Annotated in this window: 13 protein-coding genes; 4 read left to right on the top strand and 9 right to left on the bottom strand. The window is 35.1% G+C overall.

The window, feature by feature from the left end; genetic code table 11:
- The first annotated feature begins 304 nt into the window (after window positions 1–304).
- Together I3259_RS03330 and I3259_RS03325 are read left to right on the top strand one after the other, a co-directional pair.
- Window positions 305–790, top strand: coding sequence for a helix-turn-helix domain-containing protein (locus I3259_RS03330; protein ID WP_107218378.1), 486 nt, complete (start codon window positions 305–307; stop codon window positions 788–790).
- Complete coding sequence (locus tag I3259_RS03325) at window positions 790–1,233, top strand: hypothetical protein (RefSeq protein WP_107218377.1); 444 nt, start codon at window positions 790–792, stop codon at window positions 1,231–1,233. The genes I3259_RS03330 and I3259_RS03325 overlap by 1 nt, the downstream gene beginning before the upstream one ends.
- Here the strand turns inward: I3259_RS03325 and I3259_RS03320 are convergent.
- The 7 genes from I3259_RS03320 to I3259_RS03290 form a co-directional block, all read right to left on the bottom strand.
- Complete coding sequence (locus tag I3259_RS03320) at window positions 1,230–1,976, bottom strand: EAL domain-containing protein (protein WP_238028381.1); 747 nt, start codon at window positions 1,974–1,976, stop codon at window positions 1,230–1,232. The two genes, I3259_RS03325 and I3259_RS03320, sit on opposite strands and share 4 nt — an antisense overlap.
- 9 nt (window positions 1,977–1,985) lie before the next feature.
- A complete protein-coding gene (locus I3259_RS03315; RefSeq protein ID WP_238028320.1) occupies window positions 1,986–3,005 on the bottom strand; it encodes a fimbrial protein in 1,020 nt (339 codons plus the stop codon).
- A 28-nt stretch (window positions 3,006–3,033) separates the two neighbouring features.
- Window positions 3,034–3,549: a fimbrial protein gene (locus I3259_RS03310; protein WP_238028319.1), complete on the bottom strand. Its 516-nt coding sequence runs from the start codon at window positions 3,547–3,549 to the stop codon at window positions 3,034–3,036.
- A complete protein-coding gene (locus I3259_RS03305) occupies window positions 3,527–5,968 on the bottom strand; it encodes a fimbria/pilus outer membrane usher protein (protein WP_238028318.1) in 2,442 nt (813 codons plus the stop codon). The genes I3259_RS03310 and I3259_RS03305 overlap by 23 nt, the downstream gene beginning before the upstream one ends.
- Window positions 5,968–6,657 carry a molecular chaperone gene (locus I3259_RS03300; protein ID WP_238028317.1) on the bottom strand — a complete coding sequence of 230 codons (690 nt, stop codon included), beginning with the start codon at window positions 6,655–6,657 and terminating at the stop codon, window positions 5,968–5,970. The genes I3259_RS03305 and I3259_RS03300 overlap by 1 nt, the downstream gene beginning before the upstream one ends.
- Window positions 6,654–7,154 (bottom strand): hypothetical protein, encoded by a 501-nt coding sequence (locus I3259_RS03295; protein WP_238028316.1) that lies wholly within the window; start codon window positions 7,152–7,154, stop codon window positions 6,654–6,656. Before I3259_RS03295 ends, I3259_RS03300 begins: the two co-directional genes overlap by 4 nt.
- A gap of 103 nt (window positions 7,155–7,257) precedes the next feature.
- A complete protein-coding gene (locus tag I3259_RS03290; RefSeq protein ID WP_238028315.1) occupies window positions 7,258–7,812 on the bottom strand; it encodes a fimbrial protein in 555 nt (184 codons plus the stop codon).
- Window positions 7,813–8,398: 586 nt separating this feature from the next.
- Between I3259_RS03290 and I3259_RS03285 the strand changes: the two genes are divergently transcribed.
- Together I3259_RS03285 and I3259_RS03280 are read left to right on the top strand one after the other, a co-directional pair.
- The gene (locus I3259_RS03285) at window positions 8,399–9,979 is read left to right on the top strand and encodes an EAL domain-containing protein (protein WP_238028314.1); all 1,581 of its coding nucleotides are present in this window, start codon (window positions 8,399–8,401) and stop codon (window positions 9,977–9,979) included.
- Complete coding sequence (locus I3259_RS03280) at window positions 9,972–11,510, top strand: sensor domain-containing diguanylate cyclase (RefSeq protein WP_238028313.1); 1,539 nt, start codon at window positions 9,972–9,974, stop codon at window positions 11,508–11,510. The genes I3259_RS03285 and I3259_RS03280 overlap by 8 nt, the downstream gene beginning before the upstream one ends.
- 75 nt (window positions 11,511–11,585) lie before the next feature.
- Here the strand turns inward: I3259_RS03280 and oppF are convergent, their stop codons facing one another.
- Window positions 11,586–12,575, bottom strand: coding sequence for a murein tripeptide/oligopeptide ABC transporter ATP binding protein OppF (gene oppF / locus I3259_RS03275; RefSeq protein ID WP_238028312.1), 990 nt, complete (start codon window positions 12,573–12,575; stop codon window positions 11,586–11,588).
- Window positions 12,575–13,540, bottom strand: a complete 966-nt coding sequence (locus I3259_RS03270) for an ABC transporter ATP-binding protein (protein WP_238028311.1) — start codon at window positions 13,538–13,540, stop codon at window positions 12,575–12,577. The genes oppF and I3259_RS03270 overlap by 1 nt, the downstream gene beginning before the upstream one ends.
- Between the last annotated feature and the right edge of the window lie 74 nt (window positions 13,541–13,614).

Genomic DNA, 13,614 nt, shown 5'->3' with positions numbered 1-13,614 from the left:
TTTAAACTGGGAACACAACCATCAAACAAAAAATATTAACCAACAAAAACAAGACTTTACAAACAAATGCTAACTTAAATTAAAATAAAAAAAGCTAAATTAAAGAAACTAACAAAGCAAAAAATCAAATTTAATAAGTGTTAATACCAAAAAAAATCTGGTTAAAAAGTCATTTACAACAACTAAAAAACATGTAATTACAAAGGATAATATATACAATATTTTTTATAATTTTATATACACACATCTAGAATATAAGTAATTTAGCTTATATAATATTACATCAAATCAATGGCGAATAAATATGTCTGCTAATATCACCTTTTCAAAAAATGAACGAGCAATTATCATTATTTCTGAAAAATATAATAAAAAGATAGATCTATCTAAATTATCTACGGCTGAATTAAACATTATGGGACACTTTACTCACAATATAAATCAAGAAATAACGCGTAAGGAACTGATTAATATTGGATGGCCATATAAATCAGTAAGTATGAGCTCCCTAAATGTTGCAGTTGCTAATATAAGAAAAATTTTTCTTGCTAATGATATTGATAGCAACTTATCAATAAATACTGTACCTACTATTGGATATATATTTAATGCATCATTTAAAGATACTCAGGAATCAATTCATGACCCAACCAGTGAAGATATAATTGAAAATAACAGCACCATAAAAACCATATCAAAACTAAGCTTTACTATATTGAGCATGCTTACTATGATAAATATCTTATGCAGCTTTATGGTATCTAAATATATCTATAAATTATTTTACTAATGAATAATAAAACTTTCTTATATATCAATATTTTTATTTTTTTCATTCCATTATATTTACTAATTCCTGCTTTTTATAATGGAAACCAATGTGCTTATACCGCTGAGGGAAAGATTGTTCTACCTGAACGTGAGTTCAAGTTTATATGTAAGAATGGTATCTACGATCTATACCATTACTTTCCCGATGGTAGTATTCGGCATAATAGTGGTTTGTACTTAAACTATGGTACTAAAAGTGCGCTGATAAAACTCAATGAAAAAATGATCAACTACCACTTAAAAGGAGAAACGTTAAATACAGATGTGTTGAATCGAGGAGTAAATATCGCTCCATTTTTTAAATACGATGATAGAATAGAGTTCACGCTTTTTGATAAGGAACTTATAAAAAGGTCTTATCATATTAAAAATTTAATCGTACACAATCAAAAAAAGCACTAAATACTTAGTGCTACTTTTTCTATTACTGATGGTTTTGAATATAGAAAACCTTGGTGATGTTTAATACCCAGCTTAAGTAACTCTTGCGATTTCTCTCGAGTTTCAACCCCCTCTGCTATCAGATCAGCTGAAAGCGTATCCGCAAAGTTAATCACGGCTTGTAGTGTATTCTGCGAGCCATTAACAATCGACCTATCAATCTTTATATCTTTTATCTTTAAGTCAGAAAAATAAGTATCAAAGTCACAATAATCTTTGCCAAAATCGTCGATATAAAACTTAAGACCATATTTTTGAAGTAACTTAATATTCTTGGTGAATATGGTTCTATTCGTAATTCTAGAACTTTCTGTCAGTTCTAAAATGAGATTAAATTTATCTGCATCATAGCAACCCACCACCTTGGTTTGTATAAATTGAATAAACGATTGCTCTTCAATTAATGAGGGGGGAACATTAATACTAATATCTAGCGTATTAGATATGTTGATATTATTAAGTAACGTCAGCGACTGATAAATAATAGACTGTGTAAATTCACTCATTAATTCAGAACTTTCAATCTCAGATAAGAAAGCAGCTGGAGACAAATATCTTCCCTTTACCTTTTTTCGTGCTAATACCTCCATACCTTTTATAGATCTTTTTTCAAAATTATAAATACCTTGAAAAAAAGGAACATATACGTTCCTTTTAATCTCTCGCTTAACCCATTGTTTATAAAAAAATTGCGCATTAATCACAGCCAAACGTTACTCATAAATAAATGTGACACTCGCAATTCCTGATGCTTCCCCAACAGTGATATCGCCTGTTCGTACATATTTCGCAGTAAGATTCACATCAATTAAATCTTCATCTTTATCTGCGGTTGCTATATACCATTTATTCGATTGATCAGCCGTATTATTATCAGGCCCGTAAACAATCGCTTTAGGATCATCCTTGTGGAAAAACTGAATACCAACCCCTTTCGCTGTTGAAGTATCGGTTAATGTTAAAGTATTAGATGTGTTACCTGGAGATGATTGATCTGTCATCACAGCAGATACAACCGTTTCATTCTTGCAACTCAACCGAACTGATAGGCTTTTACCTTCAGCCAATGAGCCAACAGAAGGAAATTCGTTAATATTGTGCTCACCAAGATCTAGCGTAAATTCTTTCTCTGATGAAATCTCACAAGAATGTGCATTAACGATAACGTCACCTTTACCAATAATAACAGGCACGTTTTCATTTTTACTATCACTGGTATCAGCATAGAGCCTCGCAACTTCATCAAAATTTGGCAATCCTGAAATAATATGACTTCCCGCACTGATAGGATCCCCTGTATAAATGTAAATAAGCCTAACACTAAAAGTTAACTTACTTGTTGCCCCTTCATGTATCACTAACGGAGTATTTGCTTGTAATGGTTTATAAGTAGCTGTTTTTTCATCTATAGCACTAACAGAGAAACCAATTCCCGTTACATTAGTTGGATACACTGCATGACTATTACCTTCATCATCCACGTAACTAATGCCAGGTACGGCAACACCTAACAACTGAGCTAGATATCCTTTAACAATACATTTATCATTATTTGAACACTTAAAAGTAGGATCATCGAGTGTTGATTGAGTATATGAATATACGCCATTTATGGGTTTACCTTTTAATGCAGCAAAGTTAGCCGATGGATCTATATGTAATGGGATCGCACCTAATTGCTCATCGGAGTGGTTAATAATATTACTAGCTAAAACAGGACAAGATATAAACAAACATATACATAATAGTATTTTTTTCATTTTATAAATATTCAACCTCTAATGTCGCTGTTGCAGAAAAAGCACCTTCAGCAACATCTGTTTCTGTTTTCTTTAACGAAGCGGAAAAAGTAATAGATTGACTATCACTAGAATCAAAATTAATAACTTCACTACTACCATTTAATTTTATCTGCTCATCATTTGGAGTGAAAAAAGCAATGCTAAAACCCATATCTGCATCACCATTAATATTTAATGTATTAACATCCGTTTTATCTGCATCACCTTTTAAATTAAGTTTCACAGCCTGAATACTTTCACTGCAATTTTCAAAATTAATCGTGATTGGTGTTCTTTTGATTTGATCCCCTACTGAACCAAATTCTTTTTTATCTACTGTGCCAAATGACACTAATTTATTTTGATCTAATGGAGATATCGTACATGTATTCTCAATAATACGGCCATTGATATTGATCAAAACATCGTAAGCAAAACAATTCGATGAAAATAAGACCAATAACATAATAAGTTTAGATACAATCTTTCTGCCCATAATAAATACGCCCTTCTTTAAGATCGTTTAATTCAATATCTAATTGACATGATTTATCACGTCCCCATTGAATTTGGTAAGATTGTTTCTCTTGCAAGCCAGATAAATAAATTTTACCTTCATCACCCACAATGGATGCTTGGTTATTGTCTTTATCTAATACCGAACTGCCAAATGGTAACCACTTCCCTTGATATTTAACGTTGATCAGGGCCTTATAACCTTTCTTAATATCAAAGGTTAATTGAGCAATCGCACCATCAGTTGGTACGGCTTTCTTCACTGATTTTTCAATTTCCAAGTTATCATCAAGGTGGTTAACATCAACCTCAACCGTATTTTCTTTATATGGACGAGCATAAGAAACAATGGCATAACCCTGACTATCTGTAACAACATTACGTTGGTTATAAAGCGGTACATTAGCCACGCCATTCGTAGACACTAATACACTGGTGTTACCCACGTTTTGCCCAAAGGTGATCCCCCCCTCATGGAGAATAATGCCGCCTTTCATGGAATAGTTTATAGTTTGGCTATCACCATTTTTCGAGTAACCAACATCATATTCCGCATGAGATGAGGAATAATTTAAATTCACGTTGCCCGAAAAATCACGGCTATCAACACGGGTTGAGGCTGAGTATTGCAACTCTTTATTTTCTAATAGCGCCCCAGAGACCGAAGCACGATGCGCAACATGACCATCTAAATCTGAATCCATACTGTAATTTACATATGAGGTTGATAATGTATTTTTATCATCCATATAATTAATTGGAATCGATGCATTCAATGAAATCATCTTATCACTGTTTGAATATTGACTATCATTGTCAACCTGAGAATAAGATAAACCCAATGTAACGTTCTTGATGGTTGCGTTATAACCAATTAAGAAATTATTTTCTTTACTGCCATCCCAATAAGACTGCTTATAATAGTTAGTATATAAGCTGCCATATTTTCCTAGTGATTGATTAACAGTAATATTTGCTTTGGCTTTTTTATTATTAATATGATCTTTAGTACTATTTTCTTGGATCACATCCGACAGCTCATAAAACCCTTTTGATGAATAACGGTAACCAGCTAAACTTACGTTCATGCCTGTGCTTGTTAGTGATTTAGAATAAAGAATACTAGTAGACACACCTTCCGCATCACTGTTTTCAAACTGACTTTTTGCATAGGATGTATTAATCGAAAAGGCACCAAATTGACCAATATTCGCTGCCACACCGAGTGATAATGCTTGATAATTGGTATTTAATTGCACAGCGTTATACACGGTAAACGTGTTATTGAAACCGTAATAAAAATTACTGTCTAAAAATAATCCGTCTTTTAGATCATTCGCATCTTTCAATTTACCAAGGTTCATTTCGTAACCTAGGTGACCCGCACGTTGCAATGACGGTAAAGTTGAAAAAGGGACAATAAATGAGCTAACTGTATTATCTTCTTCTTTCACTTCAACATGTAAGTCACCGCTTGATCCTGTTGAATAAAGATCATCAATAACAAACGGACCCGGCTGCACCGAGGTTTGATAAATGGTGCTATTACCTTGTTTTACAGTGACTAATGCATTCGATTTAGCGATCCCTTTAATCACAGGGGCAAAACCTTGCTGACTTTCTGGCATTAAATTTTTATCAGTTACAAGCTGAACCCCATCATAACGATTAGAAGAGAATACCCTGCCACTGGAATTTAACTCACCCACTTTCAGCTTCGATTCAATCGCTGGGATCACTTTATAAATATAGTTATTACTAATATTGACATCTGGTGAGCCAGTTATATCACTAACAAAAAGACTACCGCGGTAACGCCACTCGTTAAAATTAGCTCCGAGTAATACGTTCGCAGATAAATTATTAGATGCATTGCCTTGATAACGGCTATTACGACCAGATAAATGATAATTCATATATGCTGAATTAATACCATTATCCCAACGGCTAGGATCAACGAATCCTCTCACATTTTTATCAAGGTATGCTTGAGGAATAGAAATAGACAGGGCTTGTTTTGAAGTATCTACGTCAATGCCAAGATCGTTAATTTCTTTATAAGAAAAACAACTTTTAAGATCAAAGTGTTGCTCACCCAGCTTCGTTAAATCTAACCCTAATGAAGATAATTCCTCTAATGAAAGACAAGGTTCAATGCTGTCATCATGATTTTTAAATACAATCTCTTCATTGGTTAAATATTTATCATTAACGTAAATATCAAAGATATATTGGCCAGGTAAAATAGAACTACGACTAAATGAAGAGAGATCCACTGCTGCACCATCACCTTCAGAAAGAAAGGCGGCATCAAATGTTTCAGCATTAACCGTGACTGTTGATTGCGTCATACATAATAACAGGCAGTAGGCTACTTTATTTAGTCGTAGTGTCATCATTACATTACTTTCAAGGTTAACTTATCAGAAATCGCACCATAATCATTAATGCTTTGATATTGCAGATTGGTATTTTTACAATCATTACAATCAAAACTTGTGGTTGATTTAGGTGCTAACATAATTGCTTCAGGCTTATTTTTTCCCGTTTTCACATTAATCAATGATTGATGGAAAATAGAGTCATTCACTAATTCAATATGTCGACTATCTTTATATTTGGCTTGTAATGGTACGTCCACCATACCTGCGGCATGCGCTACATAATCAGGGCGATAGAACATTTTGATCCGCGAGACAATCGCCAGCTGCAAGGTATTTTTCTTCTTTTCGTCTTTTGGTGGGATCGCTTTTACATTGATCCAATACACTTGCTCTTTTTTAGGTTCGAACGCTGCGCTGTTTTTAACTCGAATGATCCTGATTTTATTTTCTGTATTTTTATCAACAACAAATAAAGGCGGTGTAATGGTGAAATCATTGGTCTTTTCACCTTTATCGTTTTCAATCCATGACTGAATTAAGAATTTGTTATCTTGATCAGAATTATTAATATTTAACGATTGCTGTGAGTTTGATTCTTTAAATATTACCCGCGTTGCTCCTAATGAAACACCACCAGCATAAGAACAAATTGGAGCAAGCAATGATAATAATAATACTGCTTTTCTTTTTTTAAATTTCATCATGGATAGATAACTCGAATTAAAAGTTTACTGTTTGTTGAGCTTGGGACAACTTTCTTTTGCGTGCTTTTGTATTTTAAAACCATATCAACTTTTTCTTTATTCTTATCCAATACCACACGGTTATTAGTATTGGGTAAGAATGGTTTACCGTAAATATCAGTAATAACAATCGCAATGCCGTTTTTGTTACTACCGGCTTTAAAAGCATTCACATCTTTGATGTCTTTTATCCCAGTAAAACCTAAATCAATATTTTTTTTAATATCTGCAATGCACTCTTCAAATAAAATATTAAAGTTAAAAATGTCATCTATATCATTATTATTATGTTTCGATATAGTGGTTTCTTCATGGTTGTTATCATAATTAGTCACACAGGTTTGATTAACCACCATGCCTTCAATGTTGACAATTCCATCTGCAGTTACAGGCATATCTTTGCTAAATGCAAAATGAGAATAAGTAACAATCGATAATATTAATATGTAATATTTCATCTAACCTACTTATTACTTATTGATAAGAAAGTGCTCACCCTTAATACGATGAATAAAGGTAAGCACCCTATCTTAGTTAGCTATATTTACGCCAACTTAACCCTTATGAGTAAGTAACAGTAAATTGTGCTACTGCGTTTGCTACGCCAGGCTCTACTGTCGTATCAGTTGATACATACGTTGCGCGGTAGTTAAATACGTTAGTACCGTCAATTAGAGCTTTCGAATAAGACGAAGCTTCATTGAATGTAACTGCACTACCATCTTCATTGTAAAGGTGAATACCTACACCTTTAGCTGAGCCCGCTAGGGTATTAATTGCTAATGCTTGAGTATCAGTTGCAGCAACATTACCTTGGAAGTTAATCGCAGCAGTAGTTTGAACTGATGTATCACAATCTACTAAAGAAAGCGTGAAAGAGTTACCACCCGCTTCATCACCTGGTGAAGCAAAGTCAGCCACACGAACTTGGCCCATTTGAACTAGCTTGTCACGAGACTCGTTATCAACTGCACAAGCTGCATTAACTACTTCACCTTCAAAACGTACTTGGCCGCCTTGAACTTCTGTTGTACCTGTAGCGCCTGAAGTAGCAGCAGAAGCCATCATTGGGAACGCAACAGCAGCTAGAGCAACAAGAGTCTTATTGAATTTCATATCTATTTTCCTTTATGTAAATTTTTTAGTCGTAGCTTGAAAGGCAAAGCATGTCTTCTGACATTCGTGATTCGCGATGATGTGCAGATAAGCGCTTGATGAGCTCCTTAAAAGCACCTTGCCTTTCGAGTGACTACATTTAGCCACAGGAAAATTCGTATCCGATAGTTATTAATTATGATTAAGCATGATGAAAATAATTAATCAAAAATGCATTGATATATATAGCTTTTTAACTCACTCCAATCAAAAAATTAATATGTTTTAATATTTAGATTCTTTGCCGCCATTAAAATATCTACAAGTAGGTTTGTTAAATTTCAGTCAACCTTAATACTTAAATGCATAAACAAAAATATACTTTGGTTACAGTTAAATCCATTCACAAAGCAACTTAGTACTACCAATTAAATTAATAAAACAAATGAGAGTGATAAAAACAGAGGAAATAACTATATAAATAAACATAAAAATAATTTCTCTCACATAAATTTTATGTTCAGATTTTTTCAGAGCTATTTAGTAGCGTATTAATACTTCAAACTTTATATTGTCGCTTTAAAGCACTACACCTTGGTTGAGTATCATGATCGTAAAGTTAAAACGTCTTTCTTTTACTTTTTTTAATTGTGCGGTTGGCTTTCTTAGCTTGGCTATAGTGCTCGTTTTAGCTACCTTGTCATCGGAACAAATCAGCACTCAGCTATTCCAAACTCATCTTAAGTTTCTCGAAAACCAACGTTTTTATGACTATATCGATCAAGTAAAAAAGACTTCAGTGCTACTTGATAACCTACAATATAGTCTTTCTTATACCTGCGATGCTCAAGATATCGCTGAACTTGAAAAAATCAGTTACTACTCGCCTCAGATTGCATCAATTCAACTTATTACTAATAACGGTTTAAAATGTAGTGATCACCGTGATATCGATGCGTTATATGCTCATCCTCTTCAAATTATCGAATTAGATCCGCAAATTATTCTCATTGCTAATAAGAAAAATAATAAGTCGATTGTCCAATACAAAAAGCATATTTTAGGCGGCAACGTTATTGTTGATATTGCTCAACAGCCTGTTAATCCTTTACTTGCTGGATTGCCTAAAAATAGTTGGATTCAAATTATTGAAGGCAATAATGCCGCATTATTTACGGGCAATCGAAAAGGCTCACCTAACGAAATATTCTCAAAAGATATTACCGCAAATGATGTTAATCATATCGTCAAACCCATTTTATCCATGTCGTTAAATAATAAAGCATGGCTAAAATATTATGCGACTCCTGAAGCAATTAAGACTTATCGCAATATTATTAAGCCTTATTTACTCTTTTTACTTGCGCTGTTTTCTAGTGCCTTGATCTACCTGTGTTACCGTCGTTATCACAGTACTAGTATCATAAAGTTCTTGATTGAAAATGCGATTAAACAAAATCATCTGGTGCCTTATTACCAAGCGATTGTTGATGCCGATAAACAGCAAATTTGCGGTTATGAAGTCCTGATCCGCTGGGAAACAAAAAAAGGTAAAGTGATCTTACCAGATGAGTTTATTCCACAATGTGAAGAAAATGGAGCAATCACGCCTCTTACTTTCCAACTAATTAATACTGTTGCGAAAGATATTCGAAAGCTTGAAATTCTGCATCATGGCAAGCCTTTACCTTTCTATTTCAGCATTAATTTAAGTGCCAGTGTATTGCAAGATCCTGAGCTTGTGCAGATCACCCGTGAAGCACTACAACATTATAAAATTGCTGCACATAACATAGCGTTTGAGTTAACGGAGCGCTCGCCAATTAAAGATATTGAACTCGCTAGCCAAGTTTGCCAGCAACTTAATGCTATGGGGATTCAAATCAAACTCGATGATGTGGGCAATGGCTATTGTGATTTTCTAGCACTACAAAAACTACAAGCAACAACGATTAAAATCGATAAAATATTCATTGATGAACTCGATTGTAATAACAAGAATACCATTGTGAGCTCTCTCGTCGCTTTTGCTGAGAAAGCTGAAGTAGAAGTAGTTGCTGAAGGCGTAGAAACAGCAGAGCAGGCAGACTGCTTAATTGCTATGGGAATTCATTATCACCAAGGTTTTCTTTATAGCAAACCACAGCCATTCAGCCGTATTTGTCAGGAGTTTACTACTGATGAATAACAACAATCACAGTATTTTAGAAGAACAACAAGCAAATTGGTTTACCAAACATTTTGTCGTAAGCCATTATCTATTAAACCGTATGATTGTTTTATCCATCAATGTATTACTGCTGACTTTTCTGGTCGTGATGAATACACAGCAAGAGATCAGTGCTGCAAAAGAATACGTGCAAGGTAACCTAAACCAAATAAAGAAAAGTATTATTTCATTGGCTTATCGTAATGAGCGTTATGCGCGTACTTTTTCTAAGCAAATAACCAGATTACAAGCATCACAGACCTCTGCTTTAGTTGATGTGCATTACTATCCTGAACTGAATGAATTTGGCTTTAACCGTAATATCTACGCAAGCAATCTACTCAACGGTAGTCTTATTGGTGCAGGTAAACCGACTGATGAGATAAAAAAGGAAACCAATTTTTTCCCTTTTTTAGATGATCTCTGGAGCCAACAACACCAAAATTCAATTAAGTATAATTATTACTACATTTCGCATACATCGAAGTATTTCTATTTATCAACCAAGTATTCAGTAAGTGATTTTAATACGCGTAAACATTTTTTTTCGACTTCGTTATATACCCACTATCGCTCAGATACCAACAAACAATATCAGAATAAGGAAGGCTTTTACTTTACTGCACCTTATACAGACTATATTACCCATGAAAAAGTGATCACGTTAAAATCACCTGTCTATAAAGATCAGCAAGTAATTGGTGATATTGGTGTAGATATTCCAATTGCATCACTACGCCGTGCGATCACTCTACCTCGTAATTTTAAGGCTTATCTCACCTTGTTTTTTAATAACAAAGCAGAAGACAGCCAGATTAATGTCTTACAAGGCAGTAAAACGGCGTTAGGTCCTTACCTCACAATGAAAGTCGATATTGACGATCAAAACGCGATTTGCGCACACCTGTCGATTTTGTTTTTCCTAAGTGTCGTAATGCAAAATATCATTATCGGATTAATGATTATTTTTTTATTAAATTACATGTATTCTCTACTCAAAAAATATAGATTCCAAAAAAATCACTTTCAGTTAGAAGCATTCAGCGATTCTCTAACGGGGCTATTTAATCGCCGTATTATGGAAAAAATACTGCCCAAACTCATCAATGAATATCAAGACAAGAAAATTGCTATTTCAATTATCATCATTGATGCTAATGATTTTAAAACCATAAATGATACCTACGGTCATGATATTGGTGATAAGGCACTGACTCATATAGCCAATAATATTTCACATTTAAGTCGTAAAGCGGATATAGGTATTCGACTAGGAGGCGATGAGTTTTGTCTGATATTGCCACAATGTACCTTAGATAAAGCGAAGAAAATGGCGAATAGACTATCTATTGCAATCAGCAATAGTCGATTTTGTGAGCACAAGGTCCATACCAGTATTACGGTTGGTTGCGTTGAGGTTGCCACAAATGAAAGCTTATCTTATGCGCTAAATCGCGCTGACAATGTTTTATATCAAAACAAGAAGAATAAAAATTTACTGAACATCTAACTAAATATTAGTAATTAATCATTAAAAGCGGCTTCTGTTCAATACAAAAGCCGCGTTTTATTTATTTCTCAGCTATTAAGCAACATGAAGACACGATACCGCATGTACATCGCCACCTTGTAGCTGTGGTTTTTGCTCTGCGCATAACGAAGTTGCATTTGGACAACGAGTTCTAAATACACAGCCTGAAGGCGGATTCATCGGTGAAGGTAAATCTCCTTCTAGCAACTCCACATGTTTATTACGCTCTAACTCTGGATCAGGAATCGGTACTGCCGACATTAATGCTTTGGTATAAGGGTGTTTAGGATCCGCAAATAACGCATCACTTTCTCCCATCTCTACTGCATTACCAAGATACATCACTAACACACGATCAGAGATATGCTTTACAACAGAAAGATCATGAGCAATAAAGATCAAGCTAAGCCCCATCTCTTTTTGTAACGATTTAAGCAAGTTAACAACTTGAGCCTGAATCGAAACGTCAAGTGCAGATACTGGCTCATCACAAATGATCATTTTCGGTTTTAAGATAAGCGCACGTGCAATACCAATTCGCTGACACTGACCACCAGAGAATTCATGAGGATAACGATTAATCACATTAGGTAACAAACCAACTTTTGTCATCATCGCTTGTACTTGCTGCTTCACATCATCTGGTGAAAGCTTTGGATAAAATGCTTTTAGCGGCTCGGCAATAATTTCACCCACCGTCATACGTGGGTTCAGTGATGCCAATGGATCTTGAAAGATCATTTGAATTTCTTTACGTTTTTCACGTAATGCTTCCCGCTTCAATGTCGTCAAATCTTGCCCAAGCCAAACAACTTGCCCATCAGTAGCCTCAACCAAACCAATCACTGCTCGAGCAAACGTTGATTTACCACAGCCCGATTCACCAACAACGCCCAGCGTTTCACCTTCATAAATACGGATATTGATACCATCAACCGCTTTTAATTTAAGTGGTGGTGTCCATGGCCATGCTGACTTAGCTGCAATGTTAAAGTGAACTTTAAGATCATTCACATCTAGCAATAATTTCTTTTCTGTAGTCATTACCACGTCCCCATATCAGAAAAACATGCACGTAAACGACCATCATCAAACGGAGTTAAGATAGGTGACTCTTGTTTACAACGTGCAGATACACGATGACATCGATCTTGGTATGGACACCCCGTAGGTAAACGTAATAAATTCGGCGGATTGCCAGGAATGGTGGGTAACTCTTCCCCTTCAGTATCTAAACGAGGAATTGCGCGTAATAAACCTTCGGTATAAGGATGGCTTGGCTGATAATAGATATCATTGATCTTACCGTATTCCATCGTTCGACCTGCGTACATCACAAGTACCTTGTCACAACTTCCAGCAACGACACCAAGATCATGAGTGATCATAATGATTGAAGTATTGAAATCTTTCTTCAAATCATTGAGTAACTCCATGATCTGCGCTTGGACAGTTACATCAAGTGCTGTTGTCGGTTCATCTGCAATCAACAACTTAGGACGACACAATAGCGCCATTGCGATCATCACACGCTGGCGCATACCGCCCGAAAATTCATGCGGGTACATGCTAATCCGTTTACGTGCTTCAGGGATCTTAACCGCATCTAACATGCGAACAGACTCTTCAAACGCTTCAGACTTACTCATATTTTTGTGCAGCATTAATACTTCCATGAGCTGATCGCTCACTTTCATATAGGGATTTAGCGATGTCATCGGGTCTTGGAAAATCATCGCGATTTGTTCTGCACGAATTTTATTCAGCGCCTTTTCAGGCATGTTTAAAATTTCATTGCCTTCAAATTTAGCACTGCCACTGATCTTACCGTTTTTAGCGAGTAAACCCATGATGGCAAAAACAGTTTGGCTTTTGCCTGAACCTGATTCACCCACAATACCCAAAGTTTCACCAAGGTTCAGCGAGAAATTTAAGTCATTAACTGCAGTAACAATACCATCTGGGGTAGTAAATTCGACACGCAGATCTTTTACATCTAATAAGCTCATATTACGTCCTTATAAATGAAACTAAGCATTGGAAACTTTATTATTGTTAACCATTTTGTTTCTTGCCTTGCTTC

The organism is Photobacterium sp. Ph5, assembly GCF_022129445.1.
Classification (GTDB): domain Bacteria; phylum Pseudomonadota; class Gammaproteobacteria; order Enterobacterales; family Vibrionaceae; genus Photobacterium.
The sequence above is the reverse complement of the archived record's forward strand: the minus strand, read 5'-3'. Positions and strand labels throughout refer to the sequence as shown.

Bases quoted from the DNA above. Each gene is read 5' to 3' on its own strand.
- I3259_RS03325 (WP_107218377.1), top strand. From the start codon at position 790: ATGAATAATAAAACTTTCTTATATATCAATATTTTTATTTTTTTCATT.
- I3259_RS03300 (WP_238028317.1), bottom strand. From the start codon at position 6,657: ATGATGAAATTTAAAAAAAGAAAAGCAGTATTATTATTATCATTGCTT.
- I3259_RS03285 (WP_238028314.1), top strand. From the start codon at position 8,399: ATGATCGTAAAGTTAAAACGTCTTTCTTTTACTTTTTTTAATTGTGCG.
- I3259_RS03310 (WP_238028319.1), bottom strand. From the start codon at position 3,549: ATGGGCAGAAAGATTGTATCTAAACTTATTATGTTATTGGTCTTATTT.
- oppF (WP_238028312.1), bottom strand. From the start codon at position 12,575: ATGACTACAGAAAAGAAATTATTGCTAGATGTGAATGATCTTAAAGTT.
- I3259_RS03280 (WP_238028313.1), top strand. From the start codon at position 9,972: ATGAATAACAACAATCACAGTATTTTAGAAGAACAACAAGCAAATTGG.
- I3259_RS03290 (WP_238028315.1), bottom strand. From the start codon at position 7,812: ATGAAATTCAATAAGACTCTTGTTGCTCTAGCTGCTGTTGCGTTCCCA.
- I3259_RS03330 (WP_107218378.1), top strand. From the start codon at position 305: ATGTCTGCTAATATCACCTTTTCAAAAAATGAACGAGCAATTATCATT.
- I3259_RS03295 (WP_238028316.1), bottom strand. From the start codon at position 7,154: ATGAAATATTACATATTAATATTATCGATTGTTACTTATTCTCATTTT.
- I3259_RS03270 (WP_238028311.1), bottom strand. From the start codon at position 13,540: ATGAGCTTATTAGATGTAAAAGATCTGCGTGTCGAATTTACTACCCCA.
- I3259_RS03305 (WP_238028318.1), bottom strand. From the start codon at position 5,968: ATGATGACACTACGACTAAATAAAGTAGCCTACTGCCTGTTATTATGT.